This is a genomic window from Methanothrix harundinacea 6Ac (assembly GCF_000235565.1).
In the GTDB taxonomy this organism is placed as follows: Archaea; Halobacteriota; Methanosarcinia; order Methanotrichales; family Methanotrichaceae; genus Methanocrinis; species Methanocrinis harundinaceus.
In genome coordinates, this window is the sequence record NC_017527.1 from 1,020,284 (window position 1) to 1,040,327 (window position 20,044).

General features: G+C 59.9%; 15 protein-coding genes. 10 read left to right on the plus strand and 5 right to left on the minus strand.

Features of this window, described 5'->3' with window-relative positions:
• Nucleotides 1-50: 50 nt before the first annotated feature.
• Nucleotides 51-1,331: a hypothetical protein gene (locus MHAR_RS04795; protein WP_014586485.1), complete on the plus strand. Its 1,281-nt coding sequence runs from the start codon at nt 51-53 to the stop codon at nt 1,329-1,331.
• 155 nt (nt 1,332-1,486) lie between these two features.
• On the opposite strand, the gene glgP is transcribed toward MHAR_RS04795, so the two are convergent.
• Nucleotides 1,487-3,169 (minus strand): alpha-glucan family phosphorylase, encoded by a 1,683-nt coding sequence (gene glgP / locus MHAR_RS04800; protein ID WP_014586486.1) that lies wholly within the window; start codon nt 3,167-3,169, stop codon nt 1,487-1,489.
• Nucleotides 3,170-3,437: 268 nt separating this feature from the next.
• On the opposite strand from glgP, the gene MHAR_RS04805 reads away from it, so the two are divergent.
• The 4 genes from MHAR_RS04805 (at nt 3,438) to MHAR_RS13280 (ending at nt 7,638) form a co-directional block, all read left to right on the plus strand.
• Nucleotides 3,438-4,301, plus strand: a complete 864-nt coding sequence (locus MHAR_RS04805) for a class I SAM-dependent methyltransferase (protein ID WP_014586487.1) — start codon at nt 3,438-3,440, stop codon at nt 4,299-4,301.
• A gap of 105 nt (nt 4,302-4,406) precedes the next feature.
• Nucleotides 4,407-5,012 carry a DJ-1 family glyoxalase III gene (locus MHAR_RS04810; RefSeq protein WP_014586488.1) on the plus strand — a complete coding sequence of 202 codons (606 nt, stop codon included), beginning with the start codon at nt 4,407-4,409 and terminating at the stop codon, nt 5,010-5,012.
• Nucleotides 5,013-5,087: 75 nt separating this feature from the next.
• Entirely contained in the window at nt 5,088-7,010 is a 1,923-nt protein-coding gene (locus tag MHAR_RS12865; RefSeq protein ID WP_014586489.1) for a carbon-nitrogen hydrolase family protein, read from the plus strand.
• The gene (locus MHAR_RS13280) at nt 6,991-7,638 is read left to right on the plus strand and encodes a hypothetical protein (protein WP_014586490.1); all 648 of its coding nucleotides are present in this window, start codon (nt 6,991-6,993) and stop codon (nt 7,636-7,638) included. Before MHAR_RS12865 ends, MHAR_RS13280 begins: the two co-directional genes overlap by 20 nt.
• A gap of 70 nt (nt 7,639-7,708) precedes the next feature.
• On the opposite strand, the gene MHAR_RS12425 is transcribed toward MHAR_RS13280, so the two are convergent.
• Nucleotides 7,709-10,771 carry a response regulator gene (locus tag MHAR_RS12425; RefSeq protein ID WP_014586491.1) on the minus strand — a complete coding sequence of 1,021 codons (3,063 nt, stop codon included), beginning with the start codon at nt 10,769-10,771 and terminating at the stop codon, nt 7,709-7,711.
• 206 nt (nt 10,772-10,977) lie between these two features.
• On the opposite strand from MHAR_RS12425, the gene MHAR_RS04820 reads away from it, so the two are divergent.
• Nucleotides 10,978-12,195: a hypothetical protein gene (locus MHAR_RS04820; RefSeq protein ID WP_014586492.1), complete on the plus strand. Its 1,218-nt coding sequence runs from the start codon at nt 10,978-10,980 to the stop codon at nt 12,193-12,195.
• Here the strand turns inward: MHAR_RS04820 and MHAR_RS04825 are convergent.
• The 3 genes from MHAR_RS04825 to MHAR_RS04835 form a co-directional block, all read right to left on the minus strand.
• The gene (locus MHAR_RS04825) at nt 12,185-13,423 is read right to left on the minus strand and encodes a hypothetical protein (RefSeq protein WP_014586493.1); all 1,239 of its coding nucleotides are present in this window, start codon (nt 13,421-13,423) and stop codon (nt 12,185-12,187) included. The two genes, MHAR_RS04820 and MHAR_RS04825, sit on opposite strands and share 11 nt — an antisense overlap.
• A gap of 73 nt (nt 13,424-13,496) precedes the next feature.
• Complete coding sequence (locus tag MHAR_RS04830) at nt 13,497-13,751, minus strand: helix-turn-helix transcriptional regulator (protein WP_014586494.1); 255 nt, start codon at nt 13,749-13,751, stop codon at nt 13,497-13,499.
• The gene (locus MHAR_RS04835) at nt 13,741-14,148 is read right to left on the minus strand and encodes a DUF2178 domain-containing protein (RefSeq protein WP_228369630.1); all 408 of its coding nucleotides are present in this window, start codon (nt 14,146-14,148) and stop codon (nt 13,741-13,743) included. Before MHAR_RS04835 ends, MHAR_RS04830 begins: the two co-directional genes overlap by 11 nt.
• A 389-nt stretch (nt 14,149-14,537) precedes the next feature.
• Between MHAR_RS04835 and MHAR_RS04840 the strand changes: the two genes are divergently transcribed.
• The 4 genes from MHAR_RS04840 to MHAR_RS04855 all read left to right on the plus strand — a co-directional run bounded on the left by MHAR_RS04840 (nt 14,538) and on the right by MHAR_RS04855 (nt 20,033).
• Complete coding sequence (locus MHAR_RS04840) at nt 14,538-15,602, plus strand: tetratricopeptide repeat protein (protein ID WP_014586496.1); 1,065 nt, start codon at nt 14,538-14,540, stop codon at nt 15,600-15,602.
• A 45-nt stretch (nt 15,603-15,647) separates the two neighbouring features.
• Nucleotides 15,648-16,997: a tetratricopeptide repeat protein gene (locus MHAR_RS04845; RefSeq protein ID WP_143763285.1), complete on the plus strand. Its 1,350-nt coding sequence runs from the start codon at nt 15,648-15,650 to the stop codon at nt 16,995-16,997.
• 143 nt (nt 16,998-17,140) lie between these two features.
• Nucleotides 17,141-18,919 carry a tetratricopeptide repeat protein gene (locus MHAR_RS04850; protein WP_187287853.1) on the plus strand — a complete coding sequence of 593 codons (1,779 nt, stop codon included), beginning with the start codon at nt 17,141-17,143 and terminating at the stop codon, nt 18,917-18,919.
• A 40-nt stretch (nt 18,920-18,959) separates the two neighbouring features.
• Nucleotides 18,960-20,033: a tetratricopeptide repeat protein gene (locus MHAR_RS04855; protein ID WP_143763287.1), complete on the plus strand. Its 1,074-nt coding sequence runs from the start codon at nt 18,960-18,962 to the stop codon at nt 20,031-20,033.
• Nucleotides 20,034-20,044 lie beyond the last annotated feature (11 nt).

A 20,044-nucleotide genomic window follows, 5' to 3' on the forward strand; every position in this document is an offset into this window, starting at 1 on the left:
GGATAGTTTATAAGGTCTCATCCCTCTCTGGAAGAGAGGTGGGATCGGCCTTGAAGTGGCTAAAAAAGATCTTTTCGAAGGAGTCGCCCCCGCCGGCCCCGGCGGAGGAGCCGCCGAAGCTAGACCTCTCCCGCGTCGATGGGTGGATCGCCGACCGATCCGCCGACTCGGGGTTTGAAGGCGGGGTCAGGTCCCTCTACGCCTCCATCGAGGGGGTGGCGAGGGACCTGGAGCGGGACCTTTCAGCCCTGGAGTCGGCGGAGCCGGCGGAGGAGGCCCCGCCCCGCCTCCTCAAGGCGGGGACCGCCACCAGGGAGACGGTGGTCCGGCAGATGAGGGTCCTGGCCGGGAAGCTCGCCCCTCCCCGGAGGGTGGATCAGGCTTCGGCGGAGGAGTACCACTCGACGATCCTCAAGCTCCTCCAGAACACCGTTCAGAAGTTCGGTCGGGCTCAGAGGTACACCGCCGCCCTCTTCCCCGGAGAGGTGGAGGCGATCAAATCCGACCTGGGGGCGATCAGTCGCCACCTATCGGAGTTAGGCGACCTCCTCCAGGAGCGGGAGGAGAGCCTTGGGGCCCATAGAGAGGCGGCCTCGGCCGCCGCGAGGGTCCGGGAGGGGAGGGGCCAGATCGAGGCCCTCAGGGCCGAGATCTCCGATGGGGAGGCCCTCCTCTCCCGCCTGAGGGATGAGGAGGCGGGCCACCAGGAGGAGATCGAGGCCTGGTCCCGGAGCGACGAGGGGAGGAGGGGCCGGGAGGAGAAGAGGTACCTGGAGGAGAAGATGAGGGAGAGGGATCAGATCGAGATGAGCATGAGGGACCTCGTCGCCCCCCTCGCCAAGGCCCTCTCTCGGGCGGTGAAGCAGGATGATAGCGACCGGATAGCCCTCCAGCACCGGGAGGTCTTCGAGCTTCTGATCGTCGCGCCGGCTCGGGCCCTGGAGGGGGATGCGTCGGGGGCGCTCTCTGAGCTGAAGTCGAAGGTGGACCTCCTGGGCCTGCGGGATAAGATGAGGGAGCGGGTGATGGAGCATATCGACCACCTCCTGGAGGATCGCCCCCTCCATCTCCTCAAGGCCCGCCACTCCGCCCTCACGGCCGAGATCGAGGAGCTCGAGGAGAGCCTCTCGAAGAGGGGGGGCGATACGGCACGGCTGAAGGCGAAGCGGGACCTGGTCCGCCAGAGGATCTCATCCCTGGAGGCGGAGCTCGAGGACCGGAGGCGGAGCCTCGCCCTCCTGGAGGATCGGCTCTCAGGAGACCTCTCGGACCTGAAGGGGAGGCTGGAGGAGATCGCTGAAAGCCCCCTAGAGGTCGACCCCTACCGCTGAGGGGCTGCCCAGCCACCCCGGTCGGCGATACCAGGCGGCCTCCTCCCCCGCCCTTCACCGATCTGCCCTCCCTCATAGAGGTCCCCTCCGTCTCCTGGGACCAGGCCCGGCGATCTCCACCAAAGCCTCCCGGCTATGATGAACGCACCCGATCCTCAGAGGTACGCCTCGGTGACGTACCTTCTCATCATCCGGTGGCTGTTGAAGTAGTAGGCGAGCATCCCGATGGAGTTGTTCATCATCCTCACCCAGTCGTCCTTCCGGTGGTAGAAGGTCGGAGCTATGATGTACTCGAGCTTGCTGTAGAGGTCCTCTGTATCCTTTCGCCTCCCCTCCTCGGGGGGTAGGTCCTCCTCGGGTCCGGGGCCGATAGACCAGCCGGTCACCCCCTCGATCCACCCCTCGATCCACCAGCCGTCGAGGACGCTGAAGTTTATGACGCCGTTGTGGGCTGCCTTCATCCCGCTCGTCCCCGAGGCCTCCAGGGGCCGCAGCGGCGTGTTCAGCCAGACGTCGACCCCCGAGATCATCTTCGATGCGAGAATCATGTCGTAGTTCGCCAGGTAGGCCACCTCGATATCGCCCTTCAGGGCCCGGGCGACCCGGAAGATCTCCTCGATCAGCCTCTTTCCCTGGAGGTCTCGCGGGTGGGCCTTCCCCGCCATCACCACCTGGACCTCGCCCCGGGAGCTGATCCTCCGGAGCCGGTCCAGGTCGGAGAAGAGGAGGGTCGGCCTCTTGTACTCCGTCGACCGCCTCGCAAACCCCAGGGTCAGGACCTCGGGGTCCATCGCCGCCCCCGTCGACCGGTTGACGTAATCGATAAGCTCCCCCTTGGCAGCGGCGTGGGCCTCCACGATCTTCTCGTCTGGGACGATCCCGACCTTCACCAGCATCTCCGGCTCGTTCGCCCAGCCGGGAAGGTATCGGTCGTAGAGCTCCCGGAAGGAGGGGCAGGTCCAGGAGTGGGAGTGGACCCCGTTCGTCACCGAGTGGATCTCGTAGCCCGGAAACATCGATCGCGAGGTCTCACGGTGCCTTTTTGCGACGCCGTTGACGTACATCGAGAGGTTGAGGGCGAAGAGGGTCATGTTCAGCCTATCCCGGCCGCCGAACCTCCTCAGCATCTCTATCGCCCCTCCCCCGAGGATCTCCCGGACGATCTCGTAGGAGAACTGGTCGTGGCCCGCCTGGACCGGGGTGTGGGTGGTGAAGACGCACCTCTTCCTGACCCCCTCCGGGTCCCCGCCAGACCTCTCCAGAAGCTCCAGGGCGAGGAGGCTTGAATGCCCCTCGTTCATGTGGTACTTCCGGATAGAGAACCCCAGGGCCTCCAGGATCCTCATACCCCCTACCCCCAGGACGATCTCCTGCTTCAGCCGGTACCGGTCGTCCCCGCCGTAGAGGACGTCGGTGATCCCCCTATCCTCCGGGGAGTTCTCCACCAGGTTGGTGTCGAGGAAGAGGACGGGGACGGACCCTCCGGTGGGGCTCTTCAGGATCTGCTCCCAGGCGGCGACGGCGACGGGCCGCCCCCGAACCCGGACCATCGCCCTCTCCGGCAGGAGGTCGCAGAGCTCCGAGGGGTCCCACTCCGCCGGGTGCTCGATCTGTCTTCCGATCTCGTCCAGCTCCTGCCGGAAGCTCCCCTTCCGGCTCGCCAGGGTGACGGCGACGAGTGGAATCCCCAGGTCGGCGCTCGACCTGACCGTGTCCCCGGCGAGGGTCCCAAGCCCCCCGGCGTATGTGGGGATCCTCTCGTCCAGGCCGATCTCCATCGAGAAGTAGGCGATCGACTCCCCCCTCAGCGCCCCTTTAAAATCGCCCTTCTCGTTCAACTGGATCCGCCTCCACCACGTCGGCGGCCGGGAGGCCGGCCGTCTCCAGACCCCGCCGGATCTCGCCTGCTTTCTCCCCTCTTTGGCGTTAAAACTACTTAACCTGACCCCCGATCCCTTTCCGGAATGCTGCCGAGGTCTCCGGACTCCTGCCCGCCAGGACTCAGGTCGACGGCTTTATCTGCTACCGATACCAGGCGGCCTTTATGAGTAAAAGCCAGATGGCTTCCGCCGATGGACTCCCTCCTCAAGCCAGCGGAGGCGGAGTATGAGGCGGAAGGGCGGACCGAGAGGCTCTGCCTCCGGCGGGGTCCGCCCGGACGTCGAGAGCTTCTACCTGGTGGGGGATGTGGCGGTGGTCTCGATTTCTCCGGCCCGGCAGGGCGAGGGGAGGCGGATCGGCGAGGCGATCATCTCCTCTCACAAGAACGTCAGGACCGTCCTCAACAAGATCTCAAAGGTGGAGGGGGAGCGGAGGGTCGCCGAGTTCGAGGTCCTCGCCGGCGGCGGCACCCTCACCTGCCACCGGGAGTACGGCTATTCTTACCGCCTCGACGTCGCCCGGGTCTTCTTCAACCCCCGCCTCGCCGGCGAGAGGATGAGGGTCGCATCAAAGGTCCTCCCCGGAGAGCGGGCGATCGTCCCCTTCGCCGGGGTCGGCCCCTTTGCGATCCCCCTGGCCGCGGCGGCGGCGAGGGTCCTGGCCCTGGAGATCAGCCCCGAGGGGTGCCGGTGGCTGGCGGAGAACGCAAAGCTGAACGGGGTCGGCGATGGGATCGAGATAGTGAACGCTGACGCCTTCGCCTTCTGCCGGGCCCTGACAGGGAGAGCTCCCGAGGAGGGAGAGACGACGGGGTCGGGGGGAGGGGGGGAGGCGAGGCCTCCGGAGAGGCGGTTCGACCGGGCCGTCGTCCCCACCCCCTACGGCAGAGACGATATCCTCGAGGCCATAAGCCCCCTCGTCAAGGCCGGCGGCGCGATCCACTTTTACACTTTCAAAAAGCGCCATCAGGTCGAGGGGCTCATCCGGGATTTCGAGGGCCGGGGTTTAACGGTTGAGCATCACCGCAGGTGCGGGAACGTCGCCCCCGGCGTCAGCCGGTGGGGCTTCGACCTGAGGAGACTGGAATGATGAGGGAACCCCGCCCGAATCCGATCTTTGGGAAAGTTATAAGAGATCGGAGGCTGAAAGCTCCTCTGATCGCGTAAAGTCAGGAGAAGCTGGAGGCTGCAGGTCTTGAAGGTCGTCGTTCCCATGGCAGAGGGCTTTGAAGAGATCGAGTTTGTGACGATCGTCGACATCCTGAGGCGGGCCGAGGTGGAGGTGGTGACCGCAAGCCTCGGCAAGAGAAATGGAGATGGATCTGCCGGGAGGGGAGGCGCGGCCGACGAGGACGAGGTCGGGGCCGTCCGGGGGTCCCACGGGATCAGAATCGTCCCCGACGCCTCCATCGACGAGATCGACCCCGAGGATTTCGATGCCGTCGTCCTCCCCGGAGGCTATCCGGGCTTCGTTCACCTGGGCGAGGACGAGCGGGTCCTCGACCTGGTCCGCCGGATGGATGAGCTGGGAAAGTACGTTGCCGCCATCTGCGGCGCGCCCTCGGTTCTGATCAAGGCCGGGGTGGTGGAGGGGAGGCGTGCGACGATCCACCCCGCCGGGCGGAAAGATCTGTCCGACGACCAGTACGTCGACGACCGGGTCGTCGTCTCGGGAAAGCTCGTCACCAGCAAGGCCGCGGGGACGGCGATGGAGTTCGCCCTCCGGCTGGTGGGGGAGCTCGTCAGCGAGGATAGGATGAGGAGGCTCGCGGCGGAGATCCTGGCGGAGTGCGAGGTTTGATAACGATGGTATTTTATATAATATTTAATATTTTAGACGAATTTCAGAAGAATAACGACATGCGAGATGGTATAAATGATTGAAAATGATTTAAATAATTATTTAACTAAATTAGATTTATATGTTAGGCAATCTATAGAGCTTGTTGAGAAAGCATCAGAGTTGTACGGAAAACTCATTGATGATAGCATCACAAAAGCTGAATTTATTGATATTTTGAAAGGCCTATCAGGTGAACTAAAAAGGATCTATGCTGAAATCGGTGATTTTTCGATAGATGTTCTTGCACCCGATCCGTTTCATGATTTAGATTTGGCATTTCGTTGTTTTGTTTCCATGTGTGATAATTACATGATTTTTCTTTCTCGTTTAGGAGAAAATGAGAACGGGAATCACTGGCTAATTAATAAGACTCTAGAGGATGTTCAGCGTGATTATAAGAAACTCCTTGGATGTAGAAAAAACCCTAAAGTACTAGCAGTTTCTGAATTCCATATTCCAAAAGCTATCATCCTCGATTCGAAATCTCGTAATTTAGAGGCAATGCTACAAACTTTAAGCGACGAAGGAGTTGTTTGCACCAAACTTGAATTATCTTCAGATGCAGATTTAGCTCAGCTAAATATCGAGCTAGTGACTGGTGACCCTGAGAGAAAAGATCTGCTAGATCTTGCTTTTAAGTGTTTTCATGTTATTGAAGACGACTTGGCGTCCTCATCTCATGTGAGTGTGGTTTATATAGGGTTTAGAATCGGCGACAGAAAACCGCACAGTTGGCTCAGGATTGAAACGGAGAAAATTCTCAAGCTCCTCTCGAATAAGCCATCAATTGATGAATTTGAAAGAACAATAGAATTTCATTACTTTGAAGACATTATTGCTGCGGAACAAATACTTGTGGATCTAGCAACACATTCATCTGCTCTGAAAGGGGATTTTGAGGTCAAGGAAGCTTTGACGATCGTTTCTGAAAAATTAAAAATCACTAAAAAAGCATGTGCGAATCCTGACCAACTCGAAGATTTAATTCTTAGATGGTCTTTTTCTCGATCTCTTCTAAGTTGCATTTCCGTTGTCTTAGAAGTAGTTTCGGTGACAAGGGATCCAGATGCTGCGCGAACAATTGTACGTCTTTTTGATATTTATCGCAAACCTGATGAAATCGACTCATCAAAAGATTACTCGAATCTGCTTTCTGAAATTTCCGACTTAATTGAGACTTTGAAATTCCGCTATGTCGTTCTTCCGAATGTGCGCAGAGTCAGCGTTGGTTCGTACGTTAAACCTTTTTCGCGGATCGCCTTAGTACAGCCGAAAATATCATTTGATGAATGTTATACTAAAGATGATTATGCATTAAATCGGATTGGTTTAGAGCAGAACCTAAAAATATTTGATGATATGCTTGATCAAGCAGTTCAAAAAGATGCAGATGTCATAATCTTTCCTGAAATATTTTTTCCAGCATCTGAGCTTGATCATCTTAAAATGAAATCGAAAAAGAATAATATAATCATCATTACAGGACTCGACTATGAGAAAATCTCCCCGGAATATTTCGTCAACTCATGTGCAGTAGCTCTTCCAGACGGCCGTGTGATCAGACAGAAAAAATTATTTAAATCTAAATATGACTCCCCACGGATGGTAGAAGGCGATGAACTTTTTGTATTCAAAACACATTTCGGAAATTTTTCCGTATTCATCTGTTATGATTATCTCTCAGCCCAAGATCTCATCAAGTTGAGAGGCGTAATCGATACTCTTTTTGTACTAACTTTTAATCCTGATGTAAAATCTTACAATGAAAAAGCGATAGCAGATGCCTACAGCACTTTATACGGCTTTATCTGTATTGTGAATGCATTTGATCCCGACCATTCACCTCCGATTCCGGGCGGATCTGGTTTCTATGGACCCTGCAAACGTGATAGGGTTATTTGCCGATTTGAAGATGGAGAGCAAGGGATGAAAAATAGTGGAACTTCCTCTTTATGATCTCCATGAAGCAAGAGTCGGTGGCAAGTCCTCTGTCATGAAATCGATTCCTGCAAATTTTGAAAGAATATCATTGGCCATCGATTATCCTGAAGAAGAAATCGACGATATTCGACAAACAGTCCTAACGAAAATCAAAGAAGAAAAACGGCGCGCTTCTCGGTATGGCAAAAAAGATTATGGATCCCTTGAAAGACAGAATATCTCCCAAGACTTGGAATCTGACCTCAATAAGCAAAAATACGCTGTTATGGATTTGGAACCAGCACATACAGGCATTGCTAAACGTTTGAAAGGGTTTTTGCTCATTAAAAAAGGGCTTTCAAAAAGCGAGATAAAATCTATAATTCATGCAGCTAATGAGGATATAAAAAAACGTGAGTTTTACTCGAATGAAATCCAAGAAGCTAAACATAAAGGTAAACCAGCAGATGTTGTGTGGCTATACATTTTCAATGAACGTCGGCATCGAAACTATTTAGCAGCATCTGATTTTTATGAATACTTCGTATGTAGGACCCAATGGATTAATCCCAATCTTGATCAACGCTTTTCTCCTTTACCACTAAAAGGTGATGAAATCTTTGATGATATTGAAATTAAATGGAACAAAAACTATCCTAATTGAATATTTATATTATCTTCCTCTTATTGGTCCTTTGATTTTCAAAGTGTCGGGAAGCTAAAGCGTCGGGAAGCTAAACTGAGACCCACCTATAATTCTCCCTCGGTACAGATATCTCGAACCTCGCCCCCCGCCCCTCCTCGCCGGTCTCGGTGATGGTCATCCCGGTGATCCCCAGGATCTCCTGGCTGAGGAAGAGGCCGTAGCCGGTGTGCCTCCCGAAGGCCTGGTCGAAGATCCGGGCCTTCATCCCGGCGGGGATCCCCAGGCCGTCGTCCTCGACGGCGATGACCCCCTCGGCCTCCACGCCCCTCTCTCTCTCGAAGAAGGAGACCCGGACCCCCGTGACGCCTCCCCCGTGGCGGAGGGAGTTCTCCAGGAGGTTGCAGAAGACCTTCTCCAGCATCGGATCGGCGAAGACCTCGACCGTCTCCGTCTCCACCTCGAGCCGGACCTGCCCCCGGGATATCTCGGCGGGGGAGGCGGCCGCCGCCCGCCGGACCGCCTCGCTGACCCTCTGCCACTCCGGCGCCTTGACCCCCATCTCCTGGTAGTCCCGGGCGAAGGCGAGCTGCCTTTTGATCGTCTCCGCCACCTCCCCGATCCGGTCGATGTACCTCTCGGCGGCCGGGTCCCGGGGGATCCCCTCCCTCAGGAGGTGGACGTACCCGGAGAGGGCGGTGATCTGGTTCTGGATGTCGTGGCGGGTGATGCTGCTGAGGAGCTTCAGCTTCCGGTTCGCCTCCTGGAGGGCCTCATGGTACCTCCGGATCTCGGTGATATCCTGGGTGATCCCCGTCATCCTCAGGGGGCGGCCCGCTCCGTCTCTAGCCATCACCTGGCCCCGGTCGTGGACCCATATCCACCGGCCGTCCTTTCGCCTCAGCCGGTAGTCGATCTCGTAGTGGGGGCTCCTCCCGGCGAAGTGGTCGTCCAGGGCCGCCATCACGCCCTCGAAGTCGTCGGGGTGGATCATCTCCTCCCTCTCCCGGACGTTCCCCACCAGGTCGCCCTCTGAGCAGCCGAGGATCTCCACCAGCCGCCGGTTCCGGACCACCTCCCCCGTCTCCACATTCCTGTCCCAGATCCCCAGGTTCGCCCCCTCGATGACGAGCTTCAGCCCCTCCTCGTTCTCCTGGAGGGCCATCTCCGTCTCCTTGATCTCGGTGACGTCCCGGATCGACTCGATCGCCCCTGCGATATTTCCGTCCCTGTCGAAGAGGGGGGAGGCGGTCCCCCAGACGTAAGACCCCCTCCCGGTCCTGGGGGGGGTCACGTAGGCCTCGGCGAAGAGGGTATCCCCCTCTCTCTTGACGTAATGGTATAGCGACTCCAGATCCTCGTCCTTCGAGAAGATCATGTCGATGAGGATAGGCCTTTTTGTCCCGTAGAAGACCTCGCCGTAGGCGTAATCCCCCTTCCCGACGATCTCGTCCTTGGGGACGCCGCTCATCTCCTCGATCGCCCGGTTCCAGGCTATCACCCTCCTCTCCCCATCTATGACGAAGGTCGGGTCGGGGAGAAAGTCGATGATCTCCAGCAGCTGCTTGTGGGCCTGGATCAGCCTCTCCTCCGCGAGCTTCCTCTCGGTGATCTCCTGCCCCTGGATGATGGTGGCGACGACGGTCCCGTCCTTCTCCGACCGGATGTTCGCCGAGTTCCAGAGGACTATCCTGACGGTCCCGTCCCGGCAACGGATGGGGATCTCCACCGACTCCCACCCCTCCCCCTCCAGGGCGTAGGCCATCTTCGCCAGGGCCTCCTCCCTCTCCTCGTCGGGGAGGAGGATCGTCGCCTCCTTGCCGATCACCTCCTCGGCGGCGTAGCCCGTCAGCCGCTCGAAGGCCCTGTTGAAGCGGATGAACTTCATGTTAGGCCCCCATACGGCGATGGGGGCGTTGGCGTAGTGGAGGAGGCTCTCCAGGTAGTCCGTCGCCTCCCGGAGGGCCAGCTCAGCTCGCTTCCTATCGGTGACGTCCCTGATCGACTCGATCGCCCCGACGATCCTCCCGTCGTCGTCGAAGAGGGGCGAGGCGATCGCCCAGATGTAGGCCCCCCTGCCTCCGTAGAGGTGGGGGACGTAGACCTCGGCGAAGACGGCGTCTCCCCTCCGGCTGAGATGATCGTACTCCTTCACTATCCCGGAGTCCTCGGAGAAGATCGAATCGATCAAGACCGGGGTCTCAAACCCGTAGAAGGGCTCTCCGTAAGAGTAGGGCCCCCTTCCCACGATCTCCCCCTTGGAGACGCCGGTCATCTCCTCGATCGCCCGGTTCCAGGCGATGACGGTCCTCTTCTCATCGATGACGAAGGTGGCGTCGGGGAGGATGTCTATGATCTCCTGGAGCTGATGATGGGCCCGGCAGAGCTCCTCGTTCATCCTCTTCTGCTCGGTGATCTCGGAGAATATCGTCGCGAACCTCCCCCTCCCTATCGAGAAGGCGGATATGCTGAAGTGCCTCCCCGTCTCCGGGAAGCAGCCTTCGAACTTGGCGGGGCACCCCGTCTCGTCCACCCTCGAGTATATCTCAAGGAAGGGGGGGACCTCTGAGGGGAAGATCTCCGAGGCTCTCCTTCCGATGGCCTCTTGCGCCCTCCACCCGGTGAAGAGCTCGATCTGGGGGTTTGCGTCCCTGACGAGGTAGTCGGTGGCCCTCCCCACCGGGTTGCGGAGGATCTCGTAGAGGACGAAGCCCTCGTTCATATTCTCGAAGAGGGCCCGATACCTCTCCTCGCTCTCGACGACCGCCTTTTTGGTCCTCATCCGCTCCGCTGCCTGCCGGATCTGGTGGGTCAGCTCCGCGTAGAGGACCTTCGGGTTTGCGTCCTTCTGGAGGTAGTAATCGGCTCCGTTGTTCAGGGCCTCGATCACCACCTCCTCCCGTCCCTTCCCGGTGAAGAGGATGAAGGGGACCTCCGGGTCCCGGCTTCGGACCCATTTGAGGAAGGATAGGCCGTCCATCTCTGGCATCACGTAATCGGAGACGATGACGTCGTAGCGGCCGTCCTTAAGCCTCGCGACCGCCTCCACCGCCGACGCCACGCCGTCGACCTGGATATCTCCGGACCTGCCCAGGAATATCCTCGCGATCTCCAGGATGACGGGGTCGTCGTCTACCATCAGAACTCGGATCATGGATCAACTCCAGCCGCGAAGACGGCGAACCTCTAAATGTTATGCTATGCCATGGCTATAATGCCTTTCGGGTCATCCTTCCGAAGGTGGAGGGACCAGCCGAATGGTCCGGGGCTCCGATCCTCCTTTCGTCGGCGCCTCTTTGGAGTGGATACGATAAAGAACCTGGAGGTATCTCTCCTCTATCGGAGTGATGAGCCTTGAGGATGGGGCTGATATTGGGATTCCTGCTTCTGCTCCTCGCATCCTTGGCGAATGGAGCGCCGGAGGAGGAGTGGAGCCGGACCTACGGCGGGCCGGGGCACGAGGTGGGGGGCCCGATCTCGAGGGCCCAAGACGGCGGCTACGTGATGACGGGGATGACCGAGTCTTACGGCTCTGGAAACGGCGACCTCTGGCTGGTGAAGTCGGATCGGAACGGGAGCAAGCTCTGGGATCTTACCCGCGGCGGAGGTGGAGTCGATGTGGGGGAGTCGGTGATCGCCGCCCGGGACGGCGGGTACGTCGTTGCCGGGTATACCACCTCCTTCGGCGCCGGTGGTAGGGACGTCTGGCTCCTCAAGACCGATGCGGAGGGGAACCTGGAGTGGGAGAGGACCTTCGGCGGCCCCGGGGAGGAGGCGGCCTGGTCGGTGGAGGAGGCCCCCTCCGGCGGCTACGTCGTCGTCGGATGGACCGACTCTTACGGCATCGGGAAGGTCGACCTCTGGTTGATCAAGACCGACCCCCGGGGGGTGGAGGAGTGGAACCGGACCATCGGAGGCCCCGGGGACGATGAGGGGTTGGCGGTAGTGGCGACCCGGGACGGGGGTTACGCCATCGCTGGCAGGACCACCTCCTTCGGCGTCGGCGAGGAGGACGGCTGGCTGGTGAAGACCGACGGTTTGGGGGCGAAAGAGTGGGCCCGGACCTTTGGCGGGAAGGGGGAGGACGGCCTTTCATCCCTCCGGGAGACGGAGGAGGGCTACGTCGGAGCGGGCTATTCCAACTCCTTCGGCTCCGAAGGTTTTGAGATCTGGCTGGTGAAGGCCGACTTTCAGGGGGTGGAGGTCTGGAACAGGACGGCGGGAACCCCTGCGGCGGACTTCGGAAGCTCCATCGAGGTGGCCTCGGATGGCGGATACGCGGTGGTGGGATCGACCTCCCGGGCAGGGACGAGGGCGAGCCCCGATGACGCCCTCCTCCTCAAGACGGATCCGGAGGGGAGGGCCGAGTGGTCGGTCCTCCTGGGAGGGGATGGGATCCAGAGCGGGATCTCAGTCCTGGTGGCGGAGGAGGGCGGCTACATCGTCGGCGGGTTCACGAACCGCGGCTCAGGGGGAGGCTTCGATCTCTGGATGACGAAGCTCGGAGAAGGGCGAGGGCGAAGTGGTCCGATCGATAGAGCCGGTCAGGATAAAGGGGATTCGTCGGCTACCTTTTGACCTTCGCCAGGATCATATCCGGGTTTCCTGAGGAGATCGTCCAGCCGCAGGTGACGTACCCGCCGTCCTCTGCGACGAGCAGCGAGGACCCCTCCTCCCTCCCCGAATCCGGGATGGTGAAGTCCCACTCCTTCTCCCCCGCCCCGTCGGTCTTCAGGAGCCAGGAGTAGAGTCCCCCGGCGGAGCTCCAGCCGCCGACTATGTAGCCCCCATCCGCCGTCGCCGCCACCGTCGTCGCCAGGTCTCTTCCGGAGTCCCCGACGCTGAAGATCTTCCCCCGGAGGGGGCTACCCTGGCCGTCGGTTATGATCAGCCAGGCGTCCCCCAACCCCCCCTCCGGGGGAACGCTCGCTCCGCCGGCGACGACGTACCCGCCGCCCGCCCTCTCGATCACCGCCTCTCCGATGTCGTCCTTTGATCCTCCGAAGGTGACGTTCCAGACCTCCGACCCGTTCGAATCGGCCTTGAGGAGCCAGAGGTCCTTGCCTCCGGCGCCGCGAGACTCGGTGAAGCCCGCGATGATGAAGCCGTCGGCCGTCCTCTTTATCGAGCGGCCGCCATCGTCTCCGGTCCCTCCGAAGGTCCTGTTCCAGACCTCCCGGCCCTGGGGGTCGGCCTTGAGGAGCCAGAGGTCTCTTCCCCCGGCGCCGAAGGAATCGGTCTCCCCGAGGATGACGTATCCATCCCCCGTCTCCTGGAGGGAATAAGCCCAGTCGTCTCCGGGCCCCCCGAAGGTTCTGTTCCAGACCTCCCGGCCCTGGGGGTCGGTCCTGACCAGCCAGCCGTCGGAGCCGCCGGCCCCGAAGGATCCTGTCCCCCCGGCGATGGCGTAGCCCCCGCCCCGGGCGGCCACGATAGCCGTTGCCTCATCGTCCCCGGGGCCTCCGATGGTCCGGTTCCAGAGCTCCCTCCCCTTCGAGTCCGTCGCAATGAGCCAGCCGTCGTACCCGCCGGCGCCGAAGGAGTTGGTCCTGCCGACGACGACGAGGCCTCCGGCCTTCTCCAGGACCGAGGATCCGACGTCGAAGCCCGGCCCCCCGAAGGTCGCCCTCCAGACCTCTCCTTTCGTCTCCAAGGCGCCGAAGGCGTAGAGGAGGACGAGGAGGGTCGCCATCAGGGCCGCCGCCATCACCAGGTGCTCCTCGCTGAACCTGGTGGAGGTCAAAACCGACCTGATTCTGGTGAAGATGGGCCTTCTGGAGGATCTGGCGCCTCGAACTTCGGACATGGCCTGCTCCTTCAAGGGGATCGAGCTCGGTAGGGTTCCCTTCGCCGTTAAACTTTTTGGTCAGTTATTAAGATCAGCTCGGAGGGGGAGCGCCTCCCCGGCCGGTGCCCCCTCTCTCTTCAGGGTCCAGCAGCTCCTCATCGTATACGAAGATATCCTCGATCTTGACGCCGAAGATCCTCGCCATCTTGAAGGCCAGGTCGAGGGAGGGGTTGTATTTGTCCTTCTCTATGGCGATTATCGTCTGCCTCGTCACCCCCAGCTTCTTTGCGAGCTCTTCCTGGGTCAGGTCGAAGATCGCTCTGTAGACCTTGATCTTATTCCTCATCGCAGGGCTCGTATCCGTATCGTCGGTTGTAGTATCCGTACAGAGCCGAGTAGAGGATCATCAGGGCGGAGGCAGAGAAGGCCAGGGCAAACCCGACGTTCATCAGGCCGGGATGCTCATCCCTGGCGGCGATGAATAATACGCCGACGAGGGCGCTCGCCGCCGCAAACGCCTCCACGGCGACCTTAGCCGCCCGCTCGCTCACCCTCTCGTCCCTCTCGTCGACGACCACCTCTTCCATCCTCGATCTGCAGAGGTAGAAGAGAAACCCGCCCGTCGCCGCCGAGATCAATACCAGGGGGACCTCGGCGATGACGGCAGACCAGCCGGCTACGGCCACCGTCGCCACGATGACGACCATTCTGCAGATCCTGGAGGTCTTTGCGTCCATCGGCATCACGATGTAAATCTTGTGTTACATTTAGTTATATAAACTTAACTAACACAACTTAATCATCCAGATCTCGCGGTATTTGCCACCACGCCATTTCTCTTTTGGTGGAAACCTTCTCCCTCGGTCGCCGATCCGATCAGCCCTGAGGATGACTTATCTTCTTTACAGATAGTAAAGTTTATATAACATTATGTAATTTGGGAGTTACATGGGTGGGGGAGTGGGGGCATTCTCTCCACCCGTTTGTATACTGGGACGGTAGGGATGAATGGGGCAGGTTTCGGACCTGAGGCTGGGGCTGGCCTACACGCCCCGCCTCCATTTTCCCGATATGTGGAAGATGCATCCGGTCCAATTGGGGCGATCTATCGCAAAAGAGGCTGGGTTTTAGTATGGTCTTCGATCTTGGTTCCTGGGCGATATTCGCCGCAGTTCTTCTCACGGTGCTATCGCTATCCGCCTACGCTATGGCGGATGATATGACGGCAAGCGACTGGTTTTTGGTGGGCGAGGATCTCCTCGAGGCCGGATCCTATGAGGATGCGGCGGCCGCCTACGACGAGGCGATCTCCATGGATCCCGAGAACGGGACCCTTCACCTCTCCAAGGGGGATGCCCTCTATGCCCTGGCCAGGGCCCAGGGATTCGACCCCCGGACCCTCGAGGAGGCGATCGCCGCCTATGAAGAGGCGATCCGCCTCGATCCGGCCTCCGCGATGGCCAGGCTGGGGAAGGGGAGGGCCTTGAGCCTAGCATCAAACGCCCTCGTTGGGGATGAGCGGGTCTCCGGGAAGAAAGAGGCCCTCTCCGCCGTCGAGATGGCGATCGACCTCGACCCGGTCTTCTTCGACGCCTGGGTTTTGAGGGGGACGCTCCTCGACGAGCTGGCGGCCCTCACCGGGGATCTCAGCGGGTATAACCAGTCCCTTTCGGCTTACGAGAGGGCGATCGATCTTGCGCCCTTCGGCGACGCCAGGAGCCTCGCCCTGGCCTGGGACGGCAAGGCCGCCGCCCTCTCAACCCTCGCCAACGGCCTCGCGGCGGCGGGGGACTCGGAGGGGGCAGCGGAAATGTACGAAAGGGCGGTCGCTGCCTACGACGAGGCGATCGAGCTCGACCCCGATTTCGCCGGCCTGGAGGCCCGCCTCAACAGGGCCAGCGTCCTCGCCGGCCTCGGCAGGTACGAGAGGTCGATCGAGGCCTATGACCAGGCGGCAGAAGCCGCTCCCGGGGATCTGAAGGCGTACGTCTCCCTCGTCTTCGTCGAGAAGGCGGGCGTCCTCCTGGAGATGGGGGAGGAGGAGCTGGCGCTCGAGTCCCTCGATGCCGCCACCTTCGCCGACCCCGGGAACGCGGCGGCCTGGACGAGGAAGGGAGACCTCCTCTCGGCCCTCGGCCGCGGCTCCGAGGCCGAGGCCGCCCGGGCCAGGGCGCGGGGGGTGGAGGAGAAGGGATGATCTTTGCATTTTTTCAACAAATTCTACGAGGTGAAGGGATTGAAGGTGAGTGAATCGACTAGCATGTCCTCGACGGTGGGATTTTGGGCGGTCTTCGCCCTCCTGCTGTTGGCCCTGGCCGCATCCTGGGCCACGGCATCGGCAGTGGAGGATACGGCCGAAGACTTGATCGACATGGGCCTTGAGCTTTACCAGAACCGCTCCTACCAAGAGGCCCTGAAGGCCTACGATCAGGCCCTCTTCTTATCCCCGGACGATGTCCGGGCTTGGATGGGCAAGGGCAAGGTCTTTAGCGCGCTGGGAGATTATAACCAGTCGATTTTGGCCTACCAGAACGCCACCAGGATCTCTCCCGACGATCCGGAGGCCTGGTTTGGGGTGGGGCTGAACCGATTCCTTTTGCAGGACCTCAACGATTCCCTGAAGGCCTTGGATAGGGCCTTGGAGATGGATGGAAACTACACCAGGGCCTGGGAGCTGAAAAGCGCAGTCCTGGCCCAGATGGGCAAAAACGACGAGGCCCTGGAGGCCTCGAAACGAGCCAGGATGACCTCTGGGCCCTCCGATACGGAGATGCTCTCGCACTCCTGGGTATCAGAGTCTTTCATCCTCCGTCAGATGGGGCGCGATGGAGAGTTACTGGCGGCCTTGGAGAACGCCACGACTCTCGACCCCCAAAACTACGACGCCTGGATCCTCCTCGGCGAGGCCCTCCAGGGGAGGGGCGAGTATGATCGGTCCCTTGCGGCCTTCGACAGCCTCCTATCCAACATAGCTCCGACCAGTCCCCCGTTCTTGGCTCTGGTCCTCATCGACAAGGGGAGCGTCCTTATTGACATGGGCCGGTACGAAGAGGCGAGGGGTCTCTACCAGCAGACGATCGACCTCGACTTCTCTCTCGACCCTCTGGACCAGTACTATCTTGGCCGGGCGGAGCTCGGCGAGGGCGTCTCCCTCCTCCGGCTCGGCGACTACGGGGAGGCCCTGGAGGCTTTCAACCGATCGATGGAGGCGGAGCCCCGGCTGGCAGACGATGCCTGGAGGGGGATCGGAGACGCCCGCATGGGGCTTGGGTTTTATGAGAAGGCCCTTCAGGCTTATGATACGGCCCTGGAGATTTATCCAGAGTCTGTAAACGCAGAACGAGGCCATGCCTGGAAGGGGAATGGCGACGCCCTGATGGCCATCGGGCGGGATGATGATGCCCTTTTGGCCTATCAGAACGCCTCCATAGCCTACGACCTCGCCATCGAGATGCCTGATCAGGGAAGACAATCGTATCCCCTCAACGGGGAGTTCTGGCTGAACCGGGGAGCCGTCCTGGAGGCGTTGGGGCTTGGGGCCCAGGCTGAAGAGGCCTATGGGAAGGCCAGGGAGATGGGGTATGGGAATTGACTCCAATCCAAAATTTTTTATAATCATATTCAGATGACATAGTGTGAGTGAGGTGTAGAAAAATGTTCGGAAAAGTCGAACCGTTTGTGGCCACTTTCAGGATGCAAAAATTATCCACAGGAGTGAAGTTCGGCATAGTTCTGATGTCGTTGGCAGTCCTCTGCACATGTGCTATGGGGCAGCCTGCCACGTCGTTGGCTCTAACCAACATCATCTTCGTCGGAGAGGACGAGTTCATCGAGATGGCCAACGACGGAAAAGAGACTGAAATCTTCGAGGGGTTGATTCTGACCATCGACGACAATGGGTCGATCGTCCTTCCTGACTTCACCCTCGAACCCGGTGAGAGGATCCGGTTCCACCTCGGCTCTGGCGAGAGGAACGAGACCGACATTTTCCTCGAGAGCGGTCTCGCCCTGGACGACCTCGCCGGAAACCTGACGTTGAAGGACTCTGCTGGAACGCTCGAAAAGTTCGCAGCCTACTGGACGCCGGAGAAGACCGCAAGAGACTGGTTCGAGAAGGGGGAGGAGCTGTCGATGAACGGCTCGACGGAGGAGGCTCTGGCAGCCTATGAGAGGGCCGTTGAACTTGACCCGAAGATGGCTGAGGCCTGGACCGGCAGAGGTTACGCCAAGAGCAGGCTCGCCTTTATCGATAAGGACCCGGCCGGATACAAGGAGGCTCTCCTCTCTTTCGAGAGGGCGATCGAGCTGAACCGGTCGCAATCTATGGCCTGGAATGGGAAGGCCACTCTCCTATCGATGATGGGACGCTACGATGAGGCGGTCGATGCGTACGACGCCTCCCTGGAGATGGACCCTCTTCAGCCCTGGGTCCTCGTCGGGAAGGCGAACGCTTTGTGGAAGCTTGGAAGGCATAATGAGTCGATAGCTGCCGGCGACGAGGCGATAGATGCCACCTCCGAGACCGTCGAGAAGGCGTTCGTATGGTTTGAAAGGGCTCATCTATTCGCGGAAGATGGTGACTACAACGGGACGGTGGAGGCTCTGAATCGGGCAATTGAGCTGGCGCCCGATTATAAAAACTTCTGGATCAACGGGGGCGTTCTCCTGTCGGCTCATCTGGGAAGGTACGAGGAGGCCCTCATATACATCGATAGAGCCCTGGAGATCGATCCAGAATATGTCGACGCCTGGATATCCAAGGCCCAGATTCTGGGGCCCTCCTTAGGCAGGTACGACGAGTCTCTCGAAGCCTGTGAGAGAGCCATAGATATCGATCCCGAAGATCCCGACACATGGCGTTTGAAGGGCCTCATCCTCATGAACTTGGGAAGGGACGCGGAGGCCCTGGCGGCCTTCGATGAGGCGATCAGGCAGAACCCCGAGGACTTCGGGAGCTGGCAGTGGAAGGCGAGCCTCCTCGTCGAGATGAATCGGTACGATGAATCCCTGGAGGCTTACGACGAGGCCCTCGACCTGATCCCGGAGAGCGACGCGGAGACCCTGGCCCAGACCTGGCTTTCCAAGGGGACGGCCCTGAAGAAGACCGGGAAGCAGGAAGAGGCGACGGAGGCCTTCGCGAGGTCGCTGGCCCTTTACGAAGAGGCCATCATGGAGGATCCCGGCGACGTCGTCCTTCTCCAGACGAGAGGCAGAGCCCTCTACGAGCTCGGAAGGTACGACGAGTCCCTGGAGGTCTATGATCAAATCCTCGAATCCTCTCCGGGCGTCGAGCCTCACTTGGTCGATACCACCGCCTGGATAGGCAGGGGCGACGCCCTGAGGGCTCTTGGAAGAAACCAGGAGGCTCTTGAGGCCTACAACAGGGCCATCGAGCTGGGCCCGCATTGGAGCAATGCCTGGTACGGCAGGGGTGAATCCCAGAGGGCCCTCGGCCAGGTTTACAACGCCACCATGTCGCTTCTGGTGGCCGATAAGCTGGGGTATAAGATGTGACCCCAGCTCAAATTTTTTGGTAATTATTGAAGGATAAAATGTGGAGTGGGTGGATGTGAACGGAAAACCAGGATATATGGCGGCCCACGGTGGGCTGCCGAAGTCAGGGGCAGGCACGAGGTCCGCCCTTGCCCTGATCGCTTTGGCGGCGCTCTGCTGCAGCAGCGCGTGGGCGCAGGAGAGGACAGCAGATGACTGGGTCAAAATGGGCGAAGAGCTGCTTTTCAACGACTCTCTGGAAGAATCGGTTGAGGCCTTCGATAAAGCGATCGAGGTCGATCCCCAGAACGCCGAAGCCTGGCGGTACAAGGCCCTCATTCTCCGAGATCAGGGCGAGTACGATGAGGCGATCGCGGCCTTCGATAAGGCCATTGAAATCGACCCCCAGGACACCAAGACCAGGGTGCAGAAGGCGAGCCTTCTCATAATAATGGGCAGGCAGGCCGAGGCCCTTGCGATATTCGACGAGCTCACGGCCGAGGTTCCGGAGGACCCCGAGGAGAGGCTCTGGCAGAGCAGCGCCTGGCGGAGCAAGGGGAACGTCTTCGCCGAGCAGGGCCTCTGGAACGAGTCCCTCAGGGCTTACGACAGGGCGATAGAGCTTGGTTCTGGCGACCCCCTGGCCACTTATGCCGCCTCGTCCAACAAGGGCCGCGTCCTCAACAAGCTTGGAAGATACGAAGAGGCCGTCGAGGCCTGTGATATGGCCCTTAATGCCTACAATGAGACCCCAGGGCTCGCAAGCCCGTTCCTGATGGGCGAGCCCTGGCTCTGGAAGGGCGAGGCTCTGGAGGGGATAGGGAGGCTCGATGAGGCGGCCCTGGCTTATGAGCAAGCGGCAGCGGCCTTCGAGCTTGAGACCTCCGCGTATCCGGAGATAGCGAAGTTCTGGAAGTACAAGGCCGACGCCCTGGAGGGGATGGGCAGGCATGAGGAGGCGGCCGCATCCTATGAGAGAGCGGTCGAAGCCTTCAAGGACGAGATCGAGACCCACGCCGAGGCTTCTAACATATGGAGGTATCAGTGGATGGGCGAGGCCCTGGAGGCTCTAGGTCGCGATTCCGAGGCGGAGGCCGCCTTTGCCAGGGCGAGGGAGCTGGGGTATCGGGGGTGATCCCCAGCTCA

Excerpts from the sequence above, each read along its gene's own strand:
- MHAR_RS04805 (WP_014586487.1), top strand. The coding sequence starts at position 3,438 with ATGAGGCGGAAGGGCGGACCGAGAGGCTCTGCCTCCGGCGGGGTCCGC.
- MHAR_RS12865 (WP_014586489.1), top strand. The coding sequence starts at position 5,088 with ATGATTGAAAATGATTTAAATAATTATTTAACTAAATTAGATTTATAT.
- MHAR_RS12425 (WP_014586491.1), bottom strand. The coding sequence starts at position 10,771 with ATGATCCGAGTTCTGATGGTAGACGACGACCCCGTCATCCTGGAGATC.
- MHAR_RS04820 (WP_014586492.1), top strand. The coding sequence starts at position 10,978 with ATGGGGCTGATATTGGGATTCCTGCTTCTGCTCCTCGCATCCTTGGCG.
- MHAR_RS04825 (WP_014586493.1), bottom strand. The coding sequence starts at position 13,423 with ATGTCCGAAGTTCGAGGCGCCAGATCCTCCAGAAGGCCCATCTTCACC.
- MHAR_RS04830 (WP_014586494.1), bottom strand. The coding sequence starts at position 13,751 with ATGAGGAATAAGATCAAGGTCTACAGAGCGATCTTCGACCTGACCCAG.
- MHAR_RS04835 (WP_228369630.1), bottom strand. The coding sequence starts at position 14,148 with ATGCCGATGGACGCAAAGACCTCCAGGATCTGCAGAATGGTCGTCATC.
- MHAR_RS04840 (WP_014586496.1), top strand. The coding sequence starts at position 14,538 with ATGGTCTTCGATCTTGGTTCCTGGGCGATATTCGCCGCAGTTCTTCTC.
- MHAR_RS04850 (WP_187287853.1), top strand. The coding sequence starts at position 17,141 with ATGTCGTTGGCAGTCCTCTGCACATGTGCTATGGGGCAGCCTGCCACG.